Below are 24,497 nucleotides of genomic sequence, written 5' to 3'. Positions count from 1 at the left end.
AGCATTGGATTGTACCAGAGGTGGCAGCATGACGCAGCGGCAGGACGACAAACACAGCAACAAACAAAAGCCTGAAATTTTAAGTGCAGATATCGTTGCACAAAGCCGCTTGTTTAAAATTGAGCAACTGGAACTAATGTTTAGCAATGGCGAGCAGCGCACCTACGAGCGTATGCGCGGCAGTGGCCGTGGCGCGGTAATGATTATTGCCTGCCCTGATGCGGAACATTTTTATCTGATCCGCGAATATTGCGCCGGCACCCACGATTACCAGCTGGGCTTTCCAAAAGGCTTAATTGATCCGGGCGAAGATGTGATTACCGCCGCGAACCGTGAGCTAAAAGAAGAAATTGGTTTTGGCGCGCAACGTTTTGTTCAGCTGAAGTCGCTGGCCTTAGCCCCGGGCTATTTTAATGCTACAATGCATATAGTTCTGGCCTTTGATTTATATGCAGAAAGCCTTGAAGGTGATGAACCCGAGCCACTTGAGCTGGTGCCGTGGGCACGGCAAAACAGCGCAGCTCTGTTACAGCAGGCCGATTTTACTGAAGCCAGAAGTGTCGCCGCTCTGTTATTAGCGCAGCAATATTTGGAAGCGAACCCGGATGTTTTTAAGCAAACTGCTTGACCCTGTTAAATCTGCAGCCAGAGAGGCCGGAGCAGAGCTATGGCAGCTATACCAAAGCGGTGATTTTCAGCAGCAGCAAAAAGCCGATTTGAGCCCGGTAACCTCGGCCGATCTGGCCGCCAACCGGATTATCATTAATCGTTTGTCTGAGCTGACACCCGATATCCCGATCATTTCAGAAGAATCACATCTTATTCCGCTGGCTCAGCGCCAGCACTGGCCACGTTACTGGCTGATCGACCCTATGGATGGTACCCAGGAATTTGTTGCCAAAAGCGGTGATTTTGCTGTCAGCATTGCGCTGGTGGAACATGGCTGGCCCGCGCTTGGGGTGATTTACTGGCCTAAAGAAGAGGTTATGTACTACGCCAGCCGCGGTAATGGCGCTTTTAAACAGCGGCGTAACCTGATTAACCGTATGCGGGTTAACCAGCACCAGGCCGGGCAAACACTGAAAATTGCTGTTAGCCGGCGCCAGCCGCTGCAGCCTATAGTCGATTTACTGCAAAGCCAGCACGATGTGGAATATATTGCCCTTGGTAGTTGTTCACTAAAAAGCTGCCTGGTGGCAGAAGGCAAAGCTGATTGTTATATGCGTCTGGGCCCTACCGGCGAGTGGGACACCGGCGCAGTACATGTTATTGTTGAAGAAGCCGGCGGTAAAATTCTCGACAGCGAATTTACCCCGCTAAGCTACAACCAGCGCGATACCCTGGCAAACCCTGACTTTATGGTAATGGGGCAGGCGAGCATTCCGTGGCCCAAATTAATTAAATCCCGACCTACCGAACGTAGCCTTACCGCTTGATACTGAAAGCTTTCAGTATGGGTTACGAAGTGTTTTTCATTACTATTATCTTACCGCTGACAGTTTGGCAACTCCATATCTGGTAAGGCTTTTAGCCAAATCAGCGCATTTTCCGGCTATCTTTTATTCTGGCAAAACGCTATTATGTAGCCGGGTTTTTGCACAGAAAAACAGCACATTGTGACAAAAATACCGAAAATTAAGTCCGCCAGAGACTGCACCCTTACCTACAGTACCCTTAGGAGTTACATCATGTCCGATCTGGATCTGGGCCAATACGGCATCACAGATGTCACGGAAATCGTTTATAACCCTTCGTATGATCAGCTATTTGCGGAAGAAACCCGCAGTGATTTACAAGGCTATGAACAAGGCAAACTGACCAAACTGGGCGCGGTTTCAGTCGATACCGGTATCTTTACTGGCCGCTCGCCAAAAGACAAATACATAGTACGTGACGACACTACGCGCGACACTGTGTGGTGGTCTGATCAAGGTAAAAATGACAACAAAGCCATTACGCCTGCAGTATGGGCTGATCTGAAAACGCTGGTAACAACACAGCTTTCTGGTAAGCGGTTGTTTGTCGTGGATACTTTCTGTGGCGCTAACAGCGACACCCGCTTAGCGGTGCGTTTTATTACCGAAGTGGCCTGGCAGGCGCATTTCGTTAAAAACATGTTTATCCGCCCGACGAATGCCGAGCTGAAAACTTACAAACCTGATTTCATTGTGATGAACGGTGCCAAGTGCACTAACCCGAACTGGCAGCAACAGGGCCTGAACTCAGAAAATTTTGTCGCCTTTAACCTGACTGAACGCATTCAGCTGATTGGTGGTACCTGGTACGGCGGCGAGATGAAAAAAGGTATGTTCTCCATGATGAACTACTTTTTACCGCTGCAGGGTATTGCTTCTATGCACTGCTCAGCTAACGTGGGCAAAGACGGCGATGTTGCGGTATTTTTTGGTTTATCCGGCACCGGTAAAACTACCCTTTCAACCGATCCTAAGCGCCAGTTGATTGGCGACGACGAGCACGGCTGGGATGACGACGGCGTATTTAATTTTGAAGGTGGTTGTTATGCTAAAACCATTAACCTGTCGAAAGAAAACGAGCCGGATATCTACAACGCTATTCGCCGTGATGCGCTGCTGGAAAACGTAACGGTATTGGCTGACGGTGAAATTGATTTTAACGATGGCTCTAAAACCGAAAATACCCGTGTGTCTTACCCGATTTATCATATCGATAATATCGTTACGCCGGTGTCCAAAGCGGGCCACGCAAAAAAAGTGATTTTCTTAACTGCTGATGCCTTTGGTGTATTACCACCGGTATCTAAATTAACCAAAGAGCAGGCCAAGTACCATTTCCTGTCTGGCTTTACTGCCAAGCTGGCCGGTACCGAGCGTGGTATTACCGAGCCCACGCCCACCTTCTCCAGCTGTTTTGGTGCGGCGTTTTTAAGCCTGCACCCAACCAAGTATGCCGAAGTATTGGGCAAGCGCATGGCGGCATCGGGCGCTGAAGCTTATTTGGTAAACACCGGTTGGAATGGCAGCGGTAAGCGTATTTCCATTAAAGCCACCCGCGCCATTATTGATGCCATTTTAGATGGCAGCATTGAAAATGCTGAGTTTGTGCAACTGCCGTATTTTAATCTGGCAATGCCAACCGCACTGCACGGGGTGGATGATGTATCTATTCTCGACCCGCGTAACACTTACGCTAATGCGGCAGAGTGGGAGCTAAAAGCCAAAGACTTAGCCAAACGTTTTGTCGATAACTTTGTTAAATTTACCGATAACGATGAAGGTAAAGCCTTAGTGGCCGCAGGTCCGCTGCTGTAAGTCTGATATCAATATCTGTCAGGCCGCTTATGCGGCCTTTTTTATATTGCCGCTTATGCTGTTGTCGTTAATATCCTGCTACTATGTGCAACAGTAATATCATTAGTAGTTTAGAATTAGATTTGCTAGGGTAACTAGTAAGTAAGCCCTATTTGTAGTGCATAATAATGTGGCAACAGAGGTAACTGATGTTAAGAACAATTTCGATCCAGAAACGGCTGCTGGTAGCTTTCGGTGCATTGGCACTGTTGCTTACTATTACAGGTTTGTTTAGTTTGCAAAGTTTGTCGAAGGTGAGAGCTCAGGCTGATTTCGTAGAAACGGCTGTTGTTCCGGGGATATCTGGTATTGGCGATATAGGCACCGGCATAAATCGTAATAGAGCCTTGACTATGCGGTTATTGCTATCTCTCGACATCACGCAAGAAGGCGAAACCTTTGATACGATCCGCAGGTTAAGGGAAGAGATTTTAAACCTTGAAAAGCCATATGAAGCGTCTATTTTCGACTCGCAGGAACGCATTATTTTTGGTCAGTATCAGGTATCCAGACAGAAATATTTTGAGTTACAGGAACAAGCCTTAGAGTTGTTACGCAAAGAAGAACTGGGTGCGGCGCAGGATTTGCTTGATCAAATGACTCCGGTAGCCAATGAGATAACGCAGCAGCTAGGCCAGTTGGATGATATCAACCAGAAAGCCGCCCAGGATGCCAGAGAATCCTCTATTGCGACCTATGAAAGTGCCAAAGTAGCCGTGATTATTCTCATTGTAGTTGCAGTGGGTATTGCGGTGGCAGTATCAATATTAATTTCCCGCAGCATCAGCCAGCCGTTGGCACGCTCGGTAGTGTCAGCACGCTTTATCGCTGATGGCGATCTTACACAGCAAGTAACGATTGAAGGCCGTGATGAACTGACTGATTTGGCGCAGGCACTGCAACAGATGCAGCAAAAACTGCGCGATGCCATTAGCCATATTTCCAGCTCGTCCAGCCAGCTGGCATCGGCCGCCGAAGAGCTTAATGTGGTTACCGACGAATCTGCCAAAGCACTACAACTGCAAAATGATGAAGTACAACAAGCGGCGACTGCTATTACCGAAATGAGCTCAGCAGTAGATGAAGTAGCCGGTACGGCAATGAAAACCTCTGAAGCCTCATCGCAATCGGCTAATCTGGCTAAAGACGGCACACAAAAAGTGATACAAACCCGCAGCGTTATTGAGAAAATGAATGCCGATGTGCGCCAAAGCACAACCGTTATTAATACCCTGGCCGAGAAAGTATCATCAATTAATCAGGTGTTGGAAGTTATCCGCAACGTTGCCGACCAAACTAACCTGTTGGCACTGAATGCCGCTATAGAAGCTGCCCGTGCCGGTGAAGCTGGTCGCGGTTTTGCCGTGGTAGCCGATGAAGTGCGCAGCCTGGCGCATCGCACCCAAACCTCTACCGGCGAAATTGAGCAGATGATTCAGCAAGTGCAGTCATCTGCCAAAGAAGCCGTAAATGCCATGCAGTTGATCAGCGGCAATGCCGATAATGCTCAGAATGTAGCAAAATCGGCGGCGGATGCACTGGAGCTTATCGCCGAAAACATTATGGCGATAAGCGACCAGAACCATGTCATCGCCGGTGCCGCAGAAGAGCAATCCAAAGTGGCGCGCGAAATAGACCGCAACATCGTGACTATCAGCGATTTAGCCGCGCAAACGGCGGCCGGCTCCAACCAGACCACCGCCAGTGCATCAGAACTGTCGCGTCTGGCAGTTGAGTTAAATACACTGGTAAGTAAATTTAAGGTGTAGTATTTAGCACTAATAAAACAGGCCGCAATTGCGGCCTGTTTTATTGGGTGAAGCGTCAGTTAGTCTTCTGACAGGTTTTTCAGTTTATGTTCCCAGCGGCGTTTGGCAAAGCGACGCATATTAGGGATATCGTCGGTCTCATCCATAATGGGCTGGCCGATAATGGTTTCAATCACATCTTCCATTGTTACCAGGCCCAGCCAGGTGCCGTATTCGTCGTAAACTAAACACATATGCTGGCGCTCGTGCATCAGTTGAGCCATCAACTGCTCGGCGCTCATTTTGTCTGAAATCACTTTGACCGGTTTCATCAAATCAGCCACGGTTTTCTGGTCGGTAATGTCCAGCATATCGTAGCGAAAGGCGATGCCCATCGGCGCTTCGTCTTTATCCAGGACCGGGTAGCGCGAGAACTGACCTACCTTAACGCGCTCGGCAAATTCTTCCAGTGGCTCATCGGGGCTGGCAGTTTCACACACGGTACGCGGTGTCATAATGTCGCGTACTTTAATGTCGTGCAAATCCAGAATATTGGCGATAACGCGTTGCTCGTCTTCATCCAGCTTGTTTAACTCACGGCCGAGAACTGTCAGGGCTTTAATTTCCTGGCGTAAATCATGCTCATGATGGCCGCCGCCAAACAGTTTCATAATTTGATCAGATAACCAGATAAACGGCCTTAATAGCGTAATCATGCTGTTAAGCATAAAAGGCAGTATCGGTGTGAGTTGTGGCCAGTAACGTGCGCCTATGGTTTTAGGCATAATTTCTGACAACACTAGAATAAGGATAGTCATTACCGCCGAAGCAATACCCAGATAGCCGTCACCAAATACTACCGTAACCTGAGCACCTACACCGGTAGCACCTACCGTATGGGCTACAGTGTTTAGTGTCAGAATGGCAGCCAGTGGCTGGTCAATCTTATCTTTTAACACTTTGAGCTGTTCATACAGCTTAGGCCGGGTTAATTTTTGCTGGGCAATATAACTTGGGGTAATCGATAGCAAGGCTGCTTCGAGGATAGAACAGACAAAAGATACCGCAATTGACAGAACCGCAAATGCAATTAGAAGACTCATACAGGTTAGTTACAACACTCCATTTTACTAAGGCAATGGCAGTATAAAGGTGATGCTACAAAAAAGCGAGCCACACGCTGATGGTGTGGCCCGCTGTTGCATCGTGCTGAAACGGTTAGAATTTACCTTTAACGCCCAGCGCAAAGGTCATGCCGTACTCTTCAAACTGATAAGTGTAGGCTGAGCTACCCTGATACAGCTCAAGTGGTTCGTCTGTCAGGTTTACCAGCTCTGCCACCAGTTCAACATGTTTGCTCAGCTTATAAGATGCTGTGACATCAACCTGAGTGTGGGCCGCGACATAGATATCATAGTTGCTGTCATCACCTACTTCGCTTAAGAACTTGTCACGGTATGACACACTTAAACGGGTGCTGAATTTACCATCTTCATAACCCAGATACAGGTTACCGGCACGCTCAGCAGATTCCGGTAAGCTAAAGCTCTCACCGGCACGCTCCGCTACGGCTAAATCTGTGTCAAGCAGCGTAAAGTTAGCACCCACTAACACCCCGGCCAGCGCCGGCTGAATAAAGCTGTGTTGCCAGGCAAATTCAAAGCCTTTTACGCTGGCACTGAGTGCATTAACCGGGCGGGTTACATCAAAGCCGGCAAACTCTGCCACGTCATTGCTGGTTAGCTCAACAATAAAGTTATCGATATCTTTATAAAACACACCGGCGGATAACAGGCTGCCATCGTTGTAGTACCAGTCTAGCAACAGGTCATAGTTTACGGCTTCGTATGGGTCCAGATCCGGGTTACCCAGCTCAACTTCGTTGTCTTCTAAATTTATCTGGGCACGGGGGGAAATATCATTAAAGCTCGGGCGCGCTATGGTGTTGGTCCAAGCCGCGCGTAGCACCAGATCGTCGGCCAGATCGTAGCTCAAATGCAAACCCGGCAGCAGGTTAGTGTAATCACTGTTTACCGAGCGGCTGCTGATTGCCAGCTCACCGTCTTCGTTAAATGTCAGCTGATTACCGCTGGCAGAGTAGTCGGTGCGCTCTACCCGCATACCAGCAATTAAGCGCCAGTTCTGTGCATCATACGTCGCCATCAGGTAACCGGCTTGCACGTCTTCGTCGGCAACAAAGTCTTCACCTAATGACAGCTGCGCATTTTCGGCCATATCTTGTGGCCGCTCGGTAAAATCGCTGCGGTTTTGATTAAAAAAGTTGATATAAGCGCCAGAGCTGATGCCCTGGCCCAGATTGCCTAAACCATAAGACGGCGCGCCAGTAGTAAACTGATCCAGCGTTGCATCAGGTGTGCGGCGTAATTCAATAATATCGGTGTTGGTGTCTTTTTGTTTCCAGCGCAGGTCGGCGCCGGCTTTTAACGTCAGGTTGCTGTTGCCAAAGGCATAAGGCAGCTCAATATTGGCGCCAAGATTATATTCATCGTCGTCGATAATTTTCGGCTCCAGTACCGCCCGATCCAGCTCATAGTTGGCGTTGTCCAGGTGTGTAGTGTCTGCAACACCGTCACGTAAAATGGCAAAATTTGGCACACCATTGCCAATCGAATAAGTTGCATTCAGCTCGTCACCGGTGTATTCAAAACGGCCTTCGTTCTCGTCCAGTACGCGCTCACGGGTTGTTGATATACCGGCATAATAATCCAGCGTATAGCTGTTGCGAATATGCTCAGCCCCCAGGTTCAGAGCCAGCGTGTCTTGCTCTTTTGTACGGTAGCGCACGCGGCGGCGCAGCGCGTCAGGAGCTATTTCGCTGACCGTAGCAGAACTGCCGTCGAAATCCGTTAAACTGCCTTCTTCAAATACATAAATGCTACGCTGGCGGGTTTCAGCATCACTAAAGCGGCTAAATACGGTATTGGCAAAATATTTGTTGCTGCTGTCCGGGCGGAATTCCAGGTTCAGGTTGGCGCCAATGCGTTCGCGGTTAACAAAGTATTTGCGTTGCTGCAGCTCAATTAAACCAAAGGCTTCGCCATCCTGATAATCGACCATGTCGTAGGCCGCTTCTACGTTATCGGACTCCAGCTTGCGATCTAGATAGTTAATGCCGAACGCTACACCGAAGTCTTTACCGTCACCGGATAAACTAAAGGTGTCGCTGGCGTTCAGGCTGAATTTCGGGCTGGTTTCGCTGCTCAGGTCGTTGTATGACGCTTCAGCACGATAACGTATTTGCCGGCCGTCTTTCTCAAATGCTGACGCCGATTTTACATCTATAGCACCACCAATTGCATCGCCTGGCATATCCGGCGTTGGCGCTTTGGTAACCGAGATACCTTCGATGGAGCCGGTAGGAATAACATCCAGTGGCACCGCGCGTGAACTGCCTTCTGGCGTACCAATACGCATGCCGTTTACCGTGACTGTGCTTAAACCGGCGGAGATACCACGCACGCTGACAAAGCGGCCTTCGCCCTGATCGCGGCTGATTGACGTGCCGGGCAAACGCTGCAGCGATTCGGCGACGTTTTGGTCAACAAACTGCCCCATATCATCCGAGGCGATAAAGTTGGTTACTGCGTCTGACGCACGGTACAGGTTTAAGGCTTTATTTTGTGCCTGACGCTGGCCTACCACAGCCAGGCGTTCAACTTCGTCCAGTTGCACTACAACTGCAGTGTTGCTGTTATCTGTAACGGTAATTTGCTGTGTCTGTGGTGGTAAACCAATATAACTGACTTCCAGTGTCACTGCTCCGGCAGCCAGATTACGCAGCACAAAGCGGCCAGAGGCGTCAGTAAATACTTGTTGCTCGGTGCCGGCTACTTTAACCAGTGCGCCAGCCAGTGGCGTGCCGCTGTCTGCTTTTTGTACTATACCTTCAGCTACGCCAGCGGCTTGTACATAACCCGCTACCGGCAATGCCAGTGCCAGCATTAGGCCGCTTAACAGCGGGCGCTGGCGCAGGGTTATCTTGGTTTTATTGCTTAACATGTTGACGTCCTTACGATAATTTTAAGTTCTGGCCAAATGTTAACAATGTCAGATTGCAGCAAAGTGACACTGATATGTCACTAACATGACAAAAAAGACAATTGTGGTTATTGTCATGCTATTGTCATCTGCTGCTTTTAAGCTCGGCCGCTTTGGCCTGTTGTCAGGAGTGCATGCTGTGCTGCGTTGGGGTTTACCACTATGTTTTATATTGGCTTTTGCCGGTTTTGCGATTGCAGAGCCACAGTGGCAGGCCAATTCGGTTATTGAGGTAACACTGGGGCAGTTGCGTCCGACACAAAGTGTGATTGCCCATGAGCAGGTAAACTATAAGCTGGCACTGTACCGGCAAAATCGTCAGGCGTTATTCGCTGATTTATGTGAAAGTGCCGGTTGGGGTAAAAAAGTCAGTTTTACGGCCGACTCAACACCACAGCAGCCTGGCAGTTATCAGTGTGCCAATGCCGGGCAGAAAAAACGCAAAACACAGCAGATGAAAACAGCCGTGCTGGGCGCAGATAACCAGTTGTATCTGACCGACGGTCATCACACTTTTTCAGCGTTTTATGATATGCCAAATGGTGGTGCAGAACTGCCGGTAGCCGTATATTTGCAGGCAAAGCTTGATGTAAAAGAGCCGCAAGCGTTCTGGCAACTTATGCAGCAGCAGGGCAACGCCTGGTTGTACGATGCGGCCGGTAACCCTATCGGTTATCAGCAACTGCCTGCCAGTTTAGGCCGCGCCAGTTTAGAAAATGACCCTTACCGTGCCGCCATGTATTTTTTACGCGGCGGCGTTTGGGGAAAACCTGAGCCCGCCATCCCTTTTGTTGAATTTTATTGGGCACAGTATTTACGCCAGCAAGACGGGCTGCAATTTCCGGGCTATTACAATGCCGCTGACTATATGCAATGGCTGGAACGTATTCATGGCCATTTAGCCGGGTTAAGCGCTAATACCGCTATTTTTGCCGGTTTTACAGCAGCCGATTTAGGCTGGCGCGGTGGTGTGCATTACCAGCAGCTAAGCCAGTTATTGTGCCAGCGTAATAGCAGCGGCGCCAGCAGTGGCAGGCTGACGATAGCGTTGCAACAACGGGGCATGCCGGTAAATTGTGACAACAGGCAGTATCTGGATCGTAATGCGCTGCACAGCGGGCTTAGCGTGTTACCGCAAGCCACCAATGCTGATGGCAGTATTAATGTGCTGATTGAAATAGCCGCCGGCAGTGCAGACAAATGGCAGCAAGATAAACAAGCGCCGCTGCAACTGGAGTGGGAGCAACAAAACGGCGCTTTGCGCCAGGTGCAGTATCTGCCGTATCCGGTAAATTATGGCATTGTAACCAGCACTTTACTGAGTAAAGCGCAGGGCGGAGATGGTGATCCGCTGGACGTACTGGTATTGGGCAGTGCCCTGGCACAGGGGACAATACAGCAGGTAAGGCTGGTTGGTGTTATGCGCATGCTGGATAACGGCGAGCACGACGACAAGCTGCTGGCTGTACCATTAAACGGCGCTTTTGCCAGCGTGCATAATCTTGCACAACTGCAGCAGTTGTTTCCGGGTGTTACGGCGCAACTGCAAAACTGGTTTGAGCATTACAAAGGCCCGGCTGCTAAAATAACAGTGCAGAAGTTTGATGATGCAGCTGCGGCACTGGCGCTGATAAAAAGCAGCCAACTTTAAGGTTGGCTGTTTTCCTGTTGTAAAAACACCTGCTTTGGCATCAGGTTAATGCTTTCATGCAACTCAGAATACACTATCACCACGTCACCGCTTTTTAGCTGGCGTTTTACCATAGCAACTTTTTCTGCCATGGCCATTTCATGCTCGCCGTAATCGGTGCCTTCGCGCAGTACATAGTATTCAATCAGATTGTTTAGCGTATCTTCGGCGATGTCGGTGTACGGAATAATCATTTTGCTAACTGCTCAGTAATAAATTGCGGAATACGCTGGTTTAACCAGAATTGGGGTTTTAACGGGCTGCCATAAACAAAACCGACATGGCCGCCGCCGCTGGTTAGTTCGTAATGAATATGCGGGCTAAGCTCACTGGCTTTGGGGATCACGTCGTCGCTTAAAAACGGGTCATCTTTGGCATGAATAATCAGTGTAGGTATGCAAATATGGCGTAAAAACGCTTTGCCACTGGCTTTTTGATAATAGTCCTGCGCGTTTAAAAAGCCGTGGATCGGTGCGGTGTAATACTCATCAAACTGTTCAATACTGCTAAAACCCTGCACCTGCTGCGGCGTGAGTGGCAGCGGAAAATCGGTAAATTGCGTTAGTTTAAGTAAAGTGCTGCGCTTTAAGCGCCCCAGCAGGTAACGCTGATACAGCTTGCTGCTACCGGTATTAATGCGTTTAGCACAGGCCGACAGCGACAGCGGCGGGCACACGGCAACAGCCGCCGACAACGGGTTGTGTTCAGCCTGCTCGCCGCAGTATTTCAGTAATACATTGCCGCCAAGCGAATAGCCTACGGCGACTAATGGCCGGTTCGGGTAACGGCGTTTAACTTGTGTTATCACCAACGCTGCATCGGCAGTATCGCCGCTATGATAAGCCCGTGGCAGCTTGTTGGGTTTGCCGTTACAACCGCGAAAATGCAGTAATACCGCCGTCCAGCCCAGTGCATGGCATTGGGCCAACATGGCCTGAATATAATGGCTGTTAATATCACCGGCTAAACCGTGTAGCAAAATAACCACGGGGGCGTTATCGCTGCTGTTTTTACTATGCAACCAGTTTAGTTGTACTTCATCGCCATCTGGCAGGGGTACGGTTTCTGCTTCGGTGTTCAGGCGCTGTTTCGGGCTTAAATATTTGGCAAAAATGGTTTGCAGATGGGCATGTTTTAACCACCAGGCTGGCTGAAATGGAGGGGGTGATACTGGTCTGATCTGGTCTTGCAAAGTAGCGTATCCTGATAAACAATAAGTGAAGTTTTACTGCAGGTGCAGCACTATGGATCGGCGGCAATTTATTTTATCTGGCATAGCCTTAGGTACTGCATCCAGCCTGGGGTTAGGCGTGCTTAGCTGGCAGCATAGCCTGCAACCACATAACGATAACCTTGACCTGGTACTTAGCGCACTGCTACCTGCGCTATTGTACGGTGCTTTGCCACAGGATGCGACTTTAGCTGCCGCTGAAATTAGCCGCACTAAAACTGCTGTTTTCGACTTTATGCCGTTTTTACCGCAGCGTCAGCAGCAAGAGCTGCACCAGCTGTTTAACCTGCTGGCCAATCGGGTTACGCAACTGGCATTAACCGGCCATTTCACGGCTTTAGCACAACTTTCGATCAGCCAGCGTTTGCAGTTGCTAAACCAATGGCGTGACAGCTACCTTGGCTTATTGCAGCAGGCTTATTATGGCCTGCGCGAACTACTGTACGGTGCCTACTACGGCCAGAGTGAACACTGGCAAGCGCTGGCTTATACCGCGCCAAGGTTTAGATAAGTTAGACAGATGGCACGACAAGTTGGGACAAGGTGTTCTTACGTAGCAGCGGCAGGGATGCCGCGGAGGCTGAGACAGCACAGGGATGTGCTGTCGAAGGCGGCGAAGTAAGAATTTCCTTGTCGCAACTATTGCAGCAGATTAATGAGATAAATACATGATGACTCACCATCTTGATGCCAGCCAGTTTACGCAGAACCGGCAGTTTGAAGCGGATATCGTTATTATCGGCTCCGGCGCCGGTGGTGGTATTGCTGCAGAACAACTGGCACAGGCCGGTTTTAAAGTACTGCTGCTGGAAGAAGGGGCTTATTACACCCGCGACGATTTTGTGATGCAGGAACGCTGGGCCTACCCGAATTTGTATCAGGAAGGTGCAGCGCGTAAAACCCGCGATCAGGCGATTGGTATTTTGCAGGGTCGTACCGTCGGCGGTTCAACCACCGTTAACTGGACAACGTCAATACGCACACCCAAGGCCACATTAAACTATTGGAATAGTGAGTTTGGCATCAATTTTAGTGGCGATAACGATTTAACCACTTATTTTGTACTGGCCGAACAACGGCTTAATATTCGCCAATGGCCGGTGCCACCCAATGCCAACAACGCCAAGCTACAGCAGGGCTGTGAAGCGCTGGGCTGGCAGCATACGGTAATTAACCGCAACGTAAATGGCTGCGCTAACTTGGGTTACTGCGGTATTGGTTGCCCGATTAATGCGAAGCAGTCGATGTTGGTGAGTACTATACCGGCGGCGATGGCATTAGGTGCCTCGCTGATATCGCGGATTTCGGTGCGTCAGCTGCAGTGGCAGGGCGACAGTATAAGCGGCCTTGAAGCCGTGCCGGTGGATCAACATTTTCAGCCGCGCAGCGATATCGGTATTCATATTAAAGCAAAGCATTATATTGTTGCCGCTGGGGCTATTGGTTCTCCTGCACTATTGCTGCGATCCGGTGTGCCTAACCCGTCAGGCCGATTAGGCAAGCATACCTATTTGCACCCCAGTGTTATTTCCGGTGCTTTGTTTGCTGACGCCATTAACGGCCACAGCGGCGCGCCACAATCTATTTATTCCGACCATTTTGTCTGGCCACAACATAGCGACAAAGCCGGTTACAAACTGGAAGTACCGCCACTGCATCCGGTGTTAGTGGCCACTAAGCTGACAGGCACCGGTGGGCAGCATGCCGCGTTAATGCAGCAGTTTAACCATTTGCAGGTGATTATAGCGCTGCTGCGCGATGGTTTTCATCCGCAAAGCCAGGGTGGCACCGTACAGTTAGATGATGCGCAGCAACCGGTGCTGGATTACCCAATCACAGATTACTTATGGCAAGGTATGCGCGAAGCCTTGCTGTCGATGGCTGAGTTGCAATTTGCTGCCGGTGCTAAGCAGGTGCTGCCCATTCACCACGACGCTAAATTGTATAATAGCTGGGCAGAAGCAAGGCGCGCGATACAAACACTGCCAATGCAAAAACTGCGGCAAACCGTGGTATCGGCTCATGTAATGGGCGGCTGTAATATGAGCAGCAGTGTGGCCAACGGCGTGGTAAACCAAAACGGCCGCCATCATCAGCTGCAAAACTTATCTGTTTTCGATGGTTCTATTCTGCCCACCAGCCTGGGTGCTAACCCACAACTGACTATCTATGCCCTGGTATGGCGCAATTGCCAGCTGTTAATTAAAGAGCTGCAGTAAAGCCACAATTTAACCCTCTGACACTGCTTTAGTGTAATGAGCTGCTATAGTTTCTGAGTTTATTTCCTGATAGGGACACGACATGAAACTTAGCTCTATGTTGCTTTGGGGCCTCGTACTACTGCATTGCCTGTCGCCCGAGGCTGCGGAACACAAGGTCGTTAACAAGCTGTATTCAGAAAAAGGTGAAGCCGGTGAGCAGGTTATTACCCGGCAGGAGGACGGTAACTACAGCGCATCACTTAAAATGAGCTGGAACAACAGGGTAGTTACCGTTAACGAAACACTGCAGGTTGATGCCAAAGGCGTACCGATAGCCTTTTCTGCCAGCGGCACTTCCGCTTTTGGTGCGCCGATAGCAGAGCAGTTTAGCCTGGTTGACGGCGTGGCACGTTGGGCCGGTAATAAAGACGAAGGCATGCTACAAACCGGCGAACAACGTTTTTACGTGCCCGCCGATGAAGCCGGTGCCGCCGGGCATGTACTGATGAAAGCATTAATGGCATCGCCAACCCGTTCGGTAGACTTATTTCCCGGCGGCACGGCAAGGCTGGATGCGCTGAAAACTGTTACGGTAACTAATGGCAGCAATAGCAAAGAGGTAACGTTGTACGCTATCAGTGGCCTGTCGTTTAACCCATCCTTTGGCTGGTTCGACAAAGATGGCCATTATTTCGCTCAGGATTTCAGCGGTTTTATGCGCGTGATCCGCGACGGTTTTAGCCTGGACAACTTTGCTGAACTGACAAAAATACAAAAGCAGGCCGAGAATGACTATCTGGCCGATATTGCCAAGCACCTGAGCCATAGTTACAGCACGGTGCTGCTGCAAGGCGGTAGCGTGATAGATGTGCTTGAGCGCAAAGTGCTGCGCAATACTGATGTACTGCTAAAAGACGGCAAAATAATGGCGATAGCCAGTGGTCTGACGGTGCCGGCTGGAGCAAAGGTGCTGGATGCACGCGGCAAAACCATCATACCCGGCCTGTGGGATATGCATGGCCACTTGTCAAAAAACGATGGCTTACTGAATATTGCCGCCGGGGTTACCAGCGTGCGTGATGTAGGCAACAGCCATGACAATATTATGGAAATTGCCGGCTTGTTTAACAGCGATCAGCTGATTGGCAGCCGGGTATATCGTGCCGGTTTTTTCGATAAACAAAGTGAGTATTCAGCTGGTTTGTCGGTGAATTCACTGCAGGAAGCGCATGAAAAAATAGACTGGTTTGCTGACAACGGTTATCTGCAAATAAAGATCTACAGCTCGATTGATCCCTCCTGGGTAAAACCGATTGCCGAACATGCACACCGCCGCGGCATGCGCTTAAGCGGCCATGTGCCGGCCTTTATGACGGCACGCCAGGCAGTAGAGCAGGGTTTTGATGAGATCCAGCATGTCAATATGCTGTTTTTAAACTTTCTTGCTGGCACTGAGGTCGACACCCGTACCCAGCTGCGCTTTTCTCTGCTCGGTGAAAAAGCCGGCAGCCTGGATTTAGCCAGTAAACCGGTAAATGACTTTATTAAGTTGCTAGCCGACAAACAAATTGTGGTGGATCCAACTGTTGCCACTTTTCGCAGTTTGTTACTGGGGCAGAATAAACAAATTGACCCGGAATTTGCCAGTATCGCCGATCATTTGCCGCCGGCCATAGTCAGGCAGTTAAAAGGTGCATCGATGAACGTCGCGCCAGAGCTGCAACCGGTGTATCAGCAATCGGCTGACGCTATGCTGAAAATGGTGAAAAAGCTGTATGACGCCGGCGTGCCGATAATACCCGGCACCGATCATATTGCTGGTTTTACCCTACACCGCGAGCTGGAACTATATGCTCAGGCTGGCATACCGCCGCTGGACGTACTGCGCATTGCCAGTTATGAACCTGCCCGGCTGGTCGGTGCGGCGTATCACAGTGGCTCAATCAGCGTGGGCAAAGATGCCGATTTACTACTGATAAACGGCGACCCCAGCACCAATATGGCCGATATCCGCAAAGTGGCTATGGTATTTAAAGGTAAGCACTACTACAAACCGGATGAACTCTATCCGGTGCTCGGTGTTACACCTTTTACCAGCCCGGTCGCGTTTAAACCTTAATTCATGCAGGGTGCTGCCGCACCCTGTTGCTTTTGCAATATTAGCTTTATTTTATGTAAACCGGCCTGCACCACCAGATATCCTTGTTGATTCATGCTAATGTTTAACAAATTTCCTGTTGTAGTAGTTTCGCAGTTTTATGAATACTGACAGTTACAAAGCCCTAAGCCAATATATTGATTTACTGCTGGATGCCATCTGCGTAGTGGACAAAGACGGCCGTTTTGAATTTGTCAGCGCCGGTGCTGAACGTATTTTTGGTTACACTCCAGAGGAAATGCTGGGGCGGCCGATGATTGAGCTGGTACACCCCGATGACAGAGCCCGCACGTTGCAAACCGCTATAGAGATCAATGCCGGCGCGGTGAAAGTGGATTTTGAAAACCGCTATATCCGCAAAGATGGCCAGACAGTGCATTTGCTCTGGTCGGCCCGCTGGTCAGACACCGATAAACGCCGCGTAGCAGTAGCCCGTGATATTACCCGCAGCAAACAAATTGAAGCACGCCAGGCGGCAATTTACGCTATTTCAGAAGCGGCCTTTGCCAGCGACGATTTACCCGCGTTATATCGCAGCATCCAGCAAATTATTGCCGCTTTAATACCAATGCGCTGTTTTGCCATTGTATTGCCCGATGTTAGCAGCGGGCAGCTGGGTTTTGTTTACACTTCAGTGTCGCAGCAAACAGCAGAGCATGCAGAATGTGATGTGCTGGCATTATGTGCTGAGGTAGTAAGACGGTCTGAAACGGTATTAGTTACCGGCGATAACCAGGCCGAACTGCCAGCAAAGTTAAAAAAACTGGTAGCCGGAGCTGCAATAAACTGGCTTGGTGTGCCGCTAAAATCACACTCGGCTGTTATGGGCGCCTTAATGGTGCAAAACAGTGCTGACGCGCCCCGGTACAGTAATAGCGAAATGGAGTTACTCGAGTTTGTTTCAGTGCAGGTGGCAGTGGCCATAGAGCGCAAACAAATGCTGGATCGGCTGCACCGCAATGCGCTGTATGATCAGTTAACGCAATTGCCGAACCGTGAACTGTTTTACGACAGATTGCAGCTGGCGCTCACGACGGCCGGGCGTGAACAAAGCCAGTTTGCGCTGTTATATCTGGATTTAGATAAATTTAAACAGATTAATGATAATTACGGCCATCATATTGGTGACGAATTACTGCAACATACCGCTCAGCGAATATTAAGCTGCCTGCGCAGCAGCGACACCGTAGCACGCTTTGGTGGCGATGAATTTGTTATCTTACTACAACAGGTAGATAGCGAAGATCTTGCCCTGCTGCTGGCAGAAAAAATCCGCCAGGCGTTAAACCAGCCTTTTGTTTTAGCTAACAATTCCCTGCAGGTGCAGCCCAGTGTGGGTATCGCCTTGTATCCGCAGCACAGCAATGAAGCGCAGGCATTAATGCGTAGCGCCGACAATGCCATGTATCTGGCCAAAAAAGCCGGCGGCAACAGAATAATGCTAAGCGGCGCTGCAGTGGTAAAACACCGTGTTACAACACCTGGCGAGCCTGTTTAATTAAGCCTGCTTTAGCCCAGCATCGCCAGTGCTACTGCTTCGGCTACTTTAATGCCGTCTATACCGGCCGATAAAATACCACCGGCGTAACCGGCACCTTCACCTGCCGGATATAAGCCTTTGATATTAATGCTTTGGTAATCTGCGCCGCGTTTAATGCAAATAGGCGATGAGGTACGGGTTTCTACCCCGGTAAGTAAACCATCGGCTTTAGCAAAGCCTTTAATTTGCTTATCAAACGCCGGTATGGCCTCGCGGATAGCGGCAATGGCAAAATCAGGCAACACTTGCGACAAATCGGTGAGCGTTATGCCCGGCGTGTAAGACGGTTTTACCTCGCCCAGTTCGGCTGATGATTTAGCCGCTAAAAAATCACCGATTAGTTGCGCCGGCGCATGGTAGTTTTCACCGCCAAGTTTAAAGGCTTGCTCTTCTAATTGACGTTGCAAGGCAATGCCGGCCAACGGGTGGCCCGGGTAATCACGCTGCGGGTCTATACCCACCACTATGGCGCTGTTAGCGTTACGTTCGTGGCGCGAATATTGGCTCATACCGTTGGTTACCACGCGGCCTTGTTCCGATGCGGCGGCTACCACAGTGCCACCCGGGCACATACAAAAGCTGTATACGGTGCGGCCATTGTTACAGTGATGCACCAGTTTATAATCGGCGGCACCTAAAATAGGGTTGCCGGCGTTGGGGCCAAAGCGGCATTCGTCGATCATGGATTGCTCGTGTTCAATGCGAAAACCAATAGAAAACGGTTTGGCTTCAACATATACGCCTTTGTCATACAGCATATGAAAGGTGTCACGAGCGCTGTGGCCAACTGCCAACACCACATGGTGGCTGTGCAAGCGCTCGCCTGTTGCCAGGGTTAAACCGGTGACCTGGCCATCTTCAATGTGTAAGTCGTCTACCCGGCTGCTAAAGCGAATTTCACCGCCCAGTTCGATAATAGTGGCGCGCATTTTTTCCACCATTGCCACCAGCTTAAAGGTACCGATATGCGGCTTACTGACATACATAATTTCGTCTGGTGCACCGGCGGCAACAAATTCGCTCATAACTTTGCGGCCGTAATGCTTGGGGTCTTTTACCTGGCTGTACAGCTTGCCATCAGAAAAGGTACCGGCGCCGCCTTCACCGTACTGCACGTTTGACTCGGGGTTTAACTCTTTACCACGCCAAAAACCAAAGGTGTCTTTGGTACGTTCGCGTACTTCTTTGCCGCGTTCTAAAATAATCGGCTTAAAGCCCATTTGTGCCAGTACTAAGCCGGCAAATAAACCGCAGGGGCCAAGGCCGATAACAATCGGCCGCTCGGCTACCTGCTCAGGCGCTTTGGCAACAAATTTATAGCGGGTGTCCGGCGAAGGTTTAACATGCTGGTCTTTGGCAAAGGTTTTCAATAACGCGGCTTCGTTATCTACTTCGATATCCAGGGTGTAAATAAGCTGGATATCGGTTTTTTTGCGCGCATCAAAGCCGCGTTTAAACACATTAACGCTAAGCAGTTGTTCGGGTTTTATGTTTAACTTGGTAAGAATGGCAGCGTTAATAGCATGTTCGTCATGGTTTAACGGCAGTTTTATTTCGGTCAGGCGCAGCATAGGGGTTCCAAATCGGTGTCATTGCTGCACAGCAACAAGCGGGCAGCTCACAAGATAACGGCTATTTTACGCCAAGCCTCGGGTTATGTCCGTATTCGTTTTAAAACTGACGGACTTTTCAGCGAGAATCTGACTACTCTAAGCTAACCGTTGCAGGCCTGGATGGCCGAATCGAGCCCCCAGGGATGGGTTCACGGCGTGTTAGCGTGAGTTGTCAGGTTCGTGCCCGATAGCAGCTGATAGGTTGTTTTTTTACAGCGCTGCAGTATGATCGCCAGCCTGAAACAATAGGAACCGATACGCTATGGCCTTTGTGGTGCTGGATAACTGTATAAAATGCAAATACACCGACTGCGTTGCGGTATGCCCGGTGGATGCTTTTTTTGAAGGGCCCAACTTTCTGGCCATCGATCCGGTTATTTGCATTGATTGCGGCTTATGCGAGCCGGAGTGTCCGGCCAATGCCATAGTGCAGCAAGACAAGGTGCCGGCAGAGCAGTACGGCTTTATTCAGCTAAATGCCGAACTGGCCGCGCTGTGGCCAAATATTCGCGAAGTAAAACCGGCGCCAACCGATGCCGATGCCTGGAATGGCGTACCAGACAAACTGCAGTATCTGGCAATAGAATAATTATTGGCCGCTACTTGCCGTCGGGCTGCTCATGTCCGACTTTATACATAAAGTACACGGCATAAAAAATACATAAGCCGATCACAATTGCTAAACCGGTAAAAGAGATAAAAATTACCGGATCGTTTAAAAATTCCTGCCACAGGTTCATAACTTTACCCTCTTGCTGTGTTGTTAGTTCAAGTGTAGGCAAAGCAATACCCGGCTTAACTGATGCAGATCAAAGATCAGCCGCCGTGCTGGGATAAGTGTTGGTAAGCTTGACGTAGATCAAGTATTTGCGCGGCTAAAGTATCGCTGTCAGCGTTGCTATCGGTATTAAACTGGGCTAAATACAGCTCCAGCAACGGTGTGGCTTTCTTGCTTAGCGGCGGGCAGTGTTGCAGCAGAAGCTGTTGTTCCAGCTTTTCCAGTTCCAGCTCGGCCTGCAGCAATGCCTGCTTTAATGTTTGCTGTTGTGCCGGTGTTACCGCAGCTATAGCGGTGTTTTTGCGCAGTGTGCGTAATGGCTTGGTAAACTGCGCGCTAAAGTTGTTTAGCTGTGCTGCCAGTTGCTGCAGCTCTGCAGCGCTTAAACTAAGCTGCTGCTGCTCTAAATAGCACAGCAACAGTAGCAGGTTTACATTTACGCCAAGCTCGTCCTGCCATTGCAGGCACAGCGGTTTAACCTGCGGATACAGCTGCAGGCTAAACTGCCAGAATTTGTCTGCTGTGATGGCTTCAGACATTTTTTCTGCCACGGTTAGGCATTGTTCTGCCAGAACTGTGCGGTTTTTTGCTCCAGTTCGTCCTGGGCCATAAACCAGTTTTCTTCTGTGCTGCTTAAGTTGCTGCTGGCCGCAGCTTGTTTTGCCAGTAAGTCAGTCAGCTCGGCTTTACGCTTGGCGTCGTAAATATCAGGATCTGCCATTTTCTGCTCAATCGCAGCAAGTTCAGTAGTGAGCTTTTCTTGCTGTAGCTCCAGCTTTTCCACTTTTTGCTTTAGCGGGCGCAGTAAATTACGCAGCTCGGCTTCCAGCCGTTTTTGATCTTTACGCACCACATTGCTGCTAACAGCAGCGTCGGCCTGAGCGGCATTAGCCGTTTGCCGGGCGTCTTGTTGCAACCATTGGTAGTAGTCGGCTAAATCACCGTCAAACGGCGCAACCCGGCCATTAGCGACTAAATAAAACTCGTCGGTACAACTGCTAAGCAAATGCCGGTCGTGCGATACGATAACAATGGCGCCTTCAAACTCCTGCAGCGCCATCACTATGGCTTCACGCATATCCAAATCAAGGTGGTTGGTTGGTTCATCCAGCAGCAACAGGTTGGGGCGCTGGTAAACTATAAGTGCCAGCACTAAACGGGCTTTTTCGCCGCCGGAAAACGGAGCGCAGGCTTCCAGCGCTTTATCGCCGTGAAAGCCAAAACCGCCTAAAAAGTCGCGCAGTTTTTGCTCGGGTACTAACGGGTCTAACCGTACCAGATGTTGCAAGGGGGAATCCTGCGGCCGCAGCGTTTCCAGCTGATGCTGGGCAAAGTAGCCCAAACTTACGCCATTGGCGTACCATACTTCACCGCTTTGCGGTGTCATGCCGCCAGACAGCAGTTTAATTAAGGTAGATTTACCGGCGCCGTTGCGGCCAAGTAAACCAATGCGGCTGCCGGGCAGTAGCTGGAATTTAATCTGGCTTAAAATAATTTTGTCGGCATAACCGGCCTGCACGTTTTCCATTTTTAACAATGGATTGGGCAGCGCTTTGGGTTCACGAAAGCTAAAGCTGAACGGCGAATCAACATGCGCCGGTGCTAACACGGTCATCCGCTCCAGCGCTTTAATCCGGCTTTGTGCCTGCCGCGCTTTGGTAGCCTGGGCTTTAAAGCGGTCAATAAACTTTTGCAGATGCGCCACCTGGCGCTGCTGTTTGTCAAAATTGGCCTGATGCTGCGATAACTGCTCAGCGCGCTGGCGCTCGAACTGGCTGTAGTTACCTTTGTACACTGTCAGGGTTTGGCGCTCGATATGCACGATATTATCGGTAACGGCATCGAGAAAATCGCGGTCGTGGCTGATCAGTAGCAAGGTACCCTGATAGTTCGCCAGGTATTTTTCCAGCCACAACACAGCGTCTAAATCGAGGTGGTTGGTCGGTTCATCCAGTAATAATAGTTCGGCGCGTTGCATTAACGCCCGTGCCAGGTTTAACCGCATGCGCCAGCCACCAGAGAATGACTTTACCGCATGCTGCTGTGCTTCACCGCTAAAGCCCAGCCCGTCGAGCAAAATACCGGCTTTGGCTTCAGCACGGTAGCCGTCTAACGCTTCAATTTGCAGGTGTACTGCGGCCAAATCACTTTCGCTGCAATCGGTACGCACTTTTAACAATAACGGAAATAGCTGCTCGTCGCCTTGCAGTACATAATCCATCGCGCTGCAGTCCAGCGCCGGTGTCTCCTGAGCTACGGTAGAAATATGCCAGCTGGCCGGAATACTGACATTACCGGCATCGGCGTGCAGTTTATTTTGCAGTAAGGCAAACAAGCTGGATTTACCACAGCCGTTAGCACCGACAATTCCCACCTTTTGCCCCGGAAATACGGTAAGATCGGCGCCCTGAAACAAACACTGAATACCGCGGCGCAATTCGACCTGTTGCAGTTGGATCATGTTTTTTCCTGTGTACTGAATTGGGTTGCTAATTTACCCGTATAACCGCAACAAACCAAGGCTTGCCGGATAAAATTGCTGCCACTGATAAATGAGATACAAGATGACAACACGTAAAAAGAAACGTTTTATTGCCGGTGCCAGCTGCCCGAAATGCAAAGCGATGGATACGCTGATGTTGTTTTTTGAGAATAACGTAGAAAAAGTCGAATGCGTGGCATGCGGCCACCAGATGGTGCAGCCCGAAGCGCAGATAGCCAAAGCCAGTCGCGCCGCCGAGCAGGTTATTGGCGTGTTTAAGCCAGAATAACCTGCAGCATATCTGACAGGCAGCGGATTACCCTAAGCTGACCGTTGAAGGCATGGATGCCTGAGTCGAGCCCCCATGGATGGGTTTACGGCGTGTCAGCGTGGGAAATGCGCTGCTTGTGCAACAATCATGTATTCGACATTTATTTGCTCTAATCAATAATGCGGCGGTGGTGGCTCTTCCTCCGGCCGCAATATACCCTGATCGTCCGGCAGGTTGCGTAGTTTCTCGGCCAGCAGCATTACCTGCTGCGCCAGCCGGTCTATGCGTTTTTGGTGTTCCAGCAATTCATTGCTTAAGCTGTTTACCGTATCTTCCTGAAACGCCAGCTTGCTCTCTAACTCAACAATATGCAGCTGTAATTCCTGCTCACTTGGTGTCATCTGTTATCTCCCATACTTCGGCTATGCCACTGGAGCTTTCGCTTATCAGCTTATTGTCTGTTAAAAAGGCTACCGCATGTACTACCGCACTGGGCGGGCGGCTGTCTGGTTTTACGCCAACCTGCCATTGCTGTAACTCGCGGCCGCTTTGTACATCCCATAATGCCAGTTTGCGCGTGGGGGCGCCGGTGGCCAGATATTTACCATCACGGCTAAAGCGCACGGCACTGAATATTTGCTGGCGCGCGGTAAACTTTAACGCGCTGACTAACTGGCCGGTTTGAATATCCCAAATCTGGGCTAAATCCTGGCTGTCGGCGGTAAAGGCATAGCGGCCTTGCGGGTCCAGCGCTACCTTGGTTACCCGGCTGGGGTGGCTAAAGCTATATAAAATTTGTGCGCTTTGTGTATCCCATAAATGTGCTTTGTAGTCGTTACCGCCTGTTAAAGCATAACGGCCATTGGGCGACATGGCCACACTGTTAATGCGTTCGGTATGGCCTAAAAACTCCAGCCGCCGGCCCGATGCCAGCGTAATATGCTGCACACCGCCATTACTTTTACCAATTAATAAATGTTCGCCGTTGTCCGACACAGCAACATCACGCACCGTGGCGGCATCTAACTGCCAAAAACCGACATTTTCGCCGTTACTAAGCTGCCACAACGCATAAGTGTTTTGATCTGCGGTGAACACATGGCTGCTGTTATGGCTTATTGCCAGGCTAAACACCAGATTTTCAGCGCTGTCCTGATGCTTCCACTGGTATTTTAACGCATTGGTTTGCAAATCCCACAATGCCACGCCATCCTGAATTGACGATACAGCACTGTAGCGGCCATCATCTGACAAAGCGGCGGCGTAGCTACCCTGAGCCACATGCGGAAATTGTTGTACCGGTGGCGTTGATGTCAGTTTTTCGCAGCCACAAAGCAGTAATAGCAGAAAAAACACAGGATATTTCATGTCGGGTGTTAACCTCATCCGCACAAACC

Annotated in this window: 21 protein-coding genes; 11 read left to right on the top strand and 10 right to left on the bottom strand. The window is 50.0% G+C overall.

Annotated features, from left to right (window positions below):
• Nucleotides 1-28 precede the first annotated feature (28 nt).
• The 4 genes from nudE (at nt 29) to AR688_RS17080 (ending at nt 5,098) form a co-directional block, all read left to right on the top strand.
• Nucleotides 29-628, top strand: coding sequence for an ADP compounds hydrolase NudE (gene nudE / locus AR688_RS17095; RefSeq protein WP_068236851.1), 600 nt, complete (start codon nt 29-31; stop codon nt 626-628).
• Nucleotides 606-1,436 carry a 3'(2'),5'-bisphosphate nucleotidase CysQ gene (gene cysQ, locus AR688_RS17090; protein WP_068236848.1) on the top strand — a complete coding sequence of 277 codons (831 nt, stop codon included), beginning with the start codon at nt 606-608 and terminating at the stop codon, nt 1,434-1,436. The genes nudE and cysQ overlap by 23 nt, the downstream gene beginning before the upstream one ends.
• A 252-nt stretch (nt 1,437-1,688) precedes the next feature.
• Complete coding sequence (gene pckA, locus AR688_RS17085) at nt 1,689-3,290, top strand: phosphoenolpyruvate carboxykinase (ATP) (RefSeq protein ID WP_068236845.1); 1,602 nt, start codon at nt 1,689-1,691, stop codon at nt 3,288-3,290.
• 188 nt (nt 3,291-3,478) lie between these two features.
• Complete coding sequence (locus AR688_RS17080) at nt 3,479-5,098, top strand: methyl-accepting chemotaxis protein (RefSeq protein WP_068236842.1); 1,620 nt, start codon at nt 3,479-3,481, stop codon at nt 5,096-5,098.
• Between the two features lie 59 nt (nt 5,099-5,157).
• Here AR688_RS17080 and AR688_RS17075 read toward each other — a convergent pair whose 3' ends face one another.
• Both AR688_RS17075 and AR688_RS17070 read right to left on the bottom strand, forming a co-directional pair.
• A complete protein-coding gene (locus AR688_RS17075) occupies nt 5,158-6,180 on the bottom strand; it encodes a CNNM domain-containing protein (RefSeq protein ID WP_068236839.1) in 1,023 nt (340 codons plus the stop codon).
• A 115-nt stretch (nt 6,181-6,295) separates the two neighbouring features.
• Complete coding sequence (locus tag AR688_RS17070; protein ID WP_068236836.1) at nt 6,296-9,097, bottom strand: TonB-dependent receptor; 2,802 nt, start codon at nt 9,095-9,097, stop codon at nt 6,296-6,298.
• 85 nt (nt 9,098-9,182) lie between these two features.
• Here AR688_RS17070 and AR688_RS17065 point away from each other — a divergent pair, with 85 nt between their 5' ends.
• Nucleotides 9,183-10,787 carry a ParB-like protein gene (locus AR688_RS17065; protein WP_068236834.1) on the top strand — a complete coding sequence of 535 codons (1,605 nt, stop codon included), beginning with the start codon at nt 9,183-9,185 and terminating at the stop codon, nt 10,785-10,787.
• Here the strand turns inward: AR688_RS17065 and AR688_RS17060 are convergent.
• Together AR688_RS17060 and AR688_RS17055 are read right to left on the bottom strand one after the other, a co-directional pair.
• On the bottom strand, nt 10,784-11,020 hold the full coding sequence (locus AR688_RS17060; RefSeq protein ID WP_068236831.1) for a YheU family protein: 237 nt from the start codon (nt 11,018-11,020) through the stop codon (nt 10,784-10,786). The two genes, AR688_RS17065 and AR688_RS17060, sit on opposite strands and share 4 nt — an antisense overlap.
• Nucleotides 11,017-12,018: a hydrolase gene (locus AR688_RS17055; RefSeq protein ID WP_068236828.1), complete on the bottom strand. Its 1,002-nt coding sequence runs from the start codon at nt 12,016-12,018 to the stop codon at nt 11,017-11,019. The genes AR688_RS17060 and AR688_RS17055 overlap by 4 nt, the downstream gene beginning before the upstream one ends.
• 52 nt (nt 12,019-12,070) lie before the next feature.
• Here AR688_RS17055 and AR688_RS17050 point away from each other — a divergent pair, with 52 nt between their 5' ends.
• From AR688_RS17050 to AR688_RS17035, 4 genes are all read left to right on the top strand, one after another.
• Nucleotides 12,071-12,568 (top strand): hypothetical protein, encoded by a 498-nt coding sequence (locus AR688_RS17050; RefSeq protein ID WP_068236825.1) that lies wholly within the window; start codon nt 12,071-12,073, stop codon nt 12,566-12,568.
• Between the two features lie 157 nt (nt 12,569-12,725).
• On the top strand, nt 12,726-14,276 hold the full coding sequence (locus tag AR688_RS17045) for a GMC family oxidoreductase (RefSeq protein WP_068236822.1): 1,551 nt from the start codon (nt 12,726-12,728) through the stop codon (nt 14,274-14,276).
• Nucleotides 14,277-14,358: 82 nt separating this feature from the next.
• A complete protein-coding gene (locus tag AR688_RS17040; RefSeq protein WP_068236819.1) occupies nt 14,359-16,377 on the top strand; it encodes an amidohydrolase family protein in 2,019 nt (672 codons plus the stop codon).
• Nucleotides 16,378-16,516: 139 nt separating this feature from the next.
• Nucleotides 16,517-17,914, top strand: a complete 1,398-nt coding sequence (locus AR688_RS17035; protein WP_068236816.1) for a sensor domain-containing protein — start codon at nt 16,517-16,519, stop codon at nt 17,912-17,914.
• A gap of 11 nt (nt 17,915-17,925) precedes the next feature.
• Here the strand turns inward: AR688_RS17035 and AR688_RS17030 are convergent, their stop codons facing one another.
• Nucleotides 17,926-19,527: an NAD(P)/FAD-dependent oxidoreductase gene (locus AR688_RS17030; RefSeq protein WP_068236813.1), complete on the bottom strand. Its 1,602-nt coding sequence runs from the start codon at nt 19,525-19,527 to the stop codon at nt 17,926-17,928.
• 304 nt (nt 19,528-19,831) lie between these two features.
• Between AR688_RS17030 and fdxA the strand changes: the two genes are divergently transcribed.
• Nucleotides 19,832-20,158: a ferredoxin FdxA gene (fdxA, locus tag AR688_RS17025; protein WP_068236810.1), complete on the top strand. Its 327-nt coding sequence runs from the start codon at nt 19,832-19,834 to the stop codon at nt 20,156-20,158.
• Nucleotides 20,159-20,168: 10 nt separating this feature from the next.
• Here fdxA and AR688_RS20265 read toward each other — a convergent pair whose 3' ends face one another.
• Genes AR688_RS20265 through AR688_RS17015 form a run of 3 tightly spaced genes read right to left on the bottom strand, consistent with a single transcriptional unit; the run spans nt 20,169 to nt 22,808 of the window.
• A complete protein-coding gene (locus AR688_RS20265; RefSeq protein WP_231732125.1) occupies nt 20,169-20,351 on the bottom strand; it encodes a DUF3149 domain-containing protein in 183 nt (60 codons plus the stop codon).
• Between the two features lie 34 nt (nt 20,352-20,385).
• A complete protein-coding gene (locus AR688_RS17020; RefSeq protein ID WP_068237287.1) occupies nt 20,386-20,886 on the bottom strand; it encodes a TIGR02444 family protein in 501 nt (166 codons plus the stop codon).
• Between the two features lie 14 nt (nt 20,887-20,900).
• A complete protein-coding gene (locus tag AR688_RS17015) occupies nt 20,901-22,808 on the bottom strand; it encodes an ATP-binding cassette domain-containing protein (RefSeq protein ID WP_068236807.1) in 1,908 nt (635 codons plus the stop codon).
• A 103-nt stretch (nt 22,809-22,911) separates the two neighbouring features.
• Between AR688_RS17015 and AR688_RS17010 the strand changes: the two genes are divergently transcribed.
• The gene (locus tag AR688_RS17010) at nt 22,912-23,118 is read left to right on the top strand and encodes a YheV family putative zinc ribbon protein (RefSeq protein WP_068236804.1); all 207 of its coding nucleotides are present in this window, start codon (nt 22,912-22,914) and stop codon (nt 23,116-23,118) included.
• Nucleotides 23,119-23,273: 155 nt separating this feature from the next.
• On the opposite strand, the gene AR688_RS17005 is transcribed toward AR688_RS17010, so the two are convergent.
• A complete protein-coding gene (locus tag AR688_RS17005; RefSeq protein ID WP_068236801.1) occupies nt 23,274-23,501 on the bottom strand; it encodes a SlyX family protein in 228 nt (75 codons plus the stop codon).
• On the bottom strand, nt 23,488-24,468 hold the full coding sequence (locus AR688_RS17000) for a WD40 repeat domain-containing protein (RefSeq protein ID WP_068236799.1): 981 nt from the start codon (nt 24,466-24,468) through the stop codon (nt 23,488-23,490). The genes AR688_RS17005 and AR688_RS17000 overlap by 14 nt, the downstream gene beginning before the upstream one ends.
• Between the last annotated feature and the right edge of the window lie 29 nt (nt 24,469-24,497).

Source organism: Rheinheimera sp. EpRS3, assembly GCF_001513785.1.
In the GTDB taxonomy this organism is placed as follows: domain Bacteria; phylum Pseudomonadota; class Gammaproteobacteria; order Enterobacterales; family Alteromonadaceae; genus Alishewanella.
This window is presented reverse-complemented; position numbering and strand designations above follow the sequence as displayed.

Excerpts from the sequence above, each read along its gene's own strand:
- AR688_RS17000 (WP_068236799.1), bottom strand. The coding sequence starts at position 24,468 with ATGAAATATCCTGTGTTTTTTCTGCTATTACTGCTTTGTGGCTGCGAA.
- AR688_RS17020 (WP_068237287.1), bottom strand. The coding sequence starts at position 20,886 with ATGTCTGAAGCCATCACAGCAGACAAATTCTGGCAGTTTAGCCTGCAG.
- AR688_RS17010 (WP_068236804.1), top strand. The coding sequence starts at position 22,912 with ATGACAACACGTAAAAAGAAACGTTTTATTGCCGGTGCCAGCTGCCCG.
- AR688_RS17030 (WP_068236813.1), bottom strand. The coding sequence starts at position 19,527 with ATGCTGCGCCTGACCGAAATAAAACTGCCGTTAAACCATGACGAACAT.
- AR688_RS17080 (WP_068236842.1), top strand. The coding sequence starts at position 3,479 with ATGTTAAGAACAATTTCGATCCAGAAACGGCTGCTGGTAGCTTTCGGT.
- AR688_RS17075 (WP_068236839.1), bottom strand. The coding sequence starts at position 6,180 with ATGAGTCTTCTAATTGCATTTGCGGTTCTGTCAATTGCGGTATCTTTT.
- AR688_RS17015 (WP_068236807.1), bottom strand. The coding sequence starts at position 22,808 with ATGATCCAACTGCAACAGGTCGAATTGCGCCGCGGTATTCAGTGTTTG.
- AR688_RS17060 (WP_068236831.1), bottom strand. The coding sequence starts at position 11,020 with ATGATTATTCCGTACACCGACATCGCCGAAGATACGCTAAACAATCTG.
- AR688_RS17040 (WP_068236819.1), top strand. The coding sequence starts at position 14,359 with ATGAAACTTAGCTCTATGTTGCTTTGGGGCCTCGTACTACTGCATTGC.
- AR688_RS17070 (WP_068236836.1), bottom strand. The coding sequence starts at position 9,097 with ATGTTAAGCAATAAAACCAAGATAACCCTGCGCCAGCGCCCGCTGTTA.
- AR688_RS17005 (WP_068236801.1), bottom strand. The coding sequence starts at position 23,501 with ATGACACCAAGTGAGCAGGAATTACAGCTGCATATTGTTGAGTTAGAG.
- AR688_RS17035 (WP_068236816.1), top strand. The coding sequence starts at position 16,517 with ATGAATACTGACAGTTACAAAGCCCTAAGCCAATATATTGATTTACTG.
- AR688_RS17065 (WP_068236834.1), top strand. The coding sequence starts at position 9,183 with ATGACAAAAAAGACAATTGTGGTTATTGTCATGCTATTGTCATCTGCT.
- fdxA (WP_068236810.1), top strand. The coding sequence starts at position 19,832 with ATGGCCTTTGTGGTGCTGGATAACTGTATAAAATGCAAATACACCGAC.
- AR688_RS17050 (WP_068236825.1), top strand. The coding sequence starts at position 12,071 with ATGGATCGGCGGCAATTTATTTTATCTGGCATAGCCTTAGGTACTGCA.
- AR688_RS17045 (WP_068236822.1), top strand. The coding sequence starts at position 12,726 with ATGATGACTCACCATCTTGATGCCAGCCAGTTTACGCAGAACCGGCAG.
- nudE (WP_068236851.1), top strand. The coding sequence starts at position 29 with ATGACGCAGCGGCAGGACGACAAACACAGCAACAAACAAAAGCCTGAA.
- cysQ (WP_068236848.1), top strand. The coding sequence starts at position 606 with ATGTTTTTAAGCAAACTGCTTGACCCTGTTAAATCTGCAGCCAGAGAG.
- pckA (WP_068236845.1), top strand. The coding sequence starts at position 1,689 with ATGTCCGATCTGGATCTGGGCCAATACGGCATCACAGATGTCACGGAA.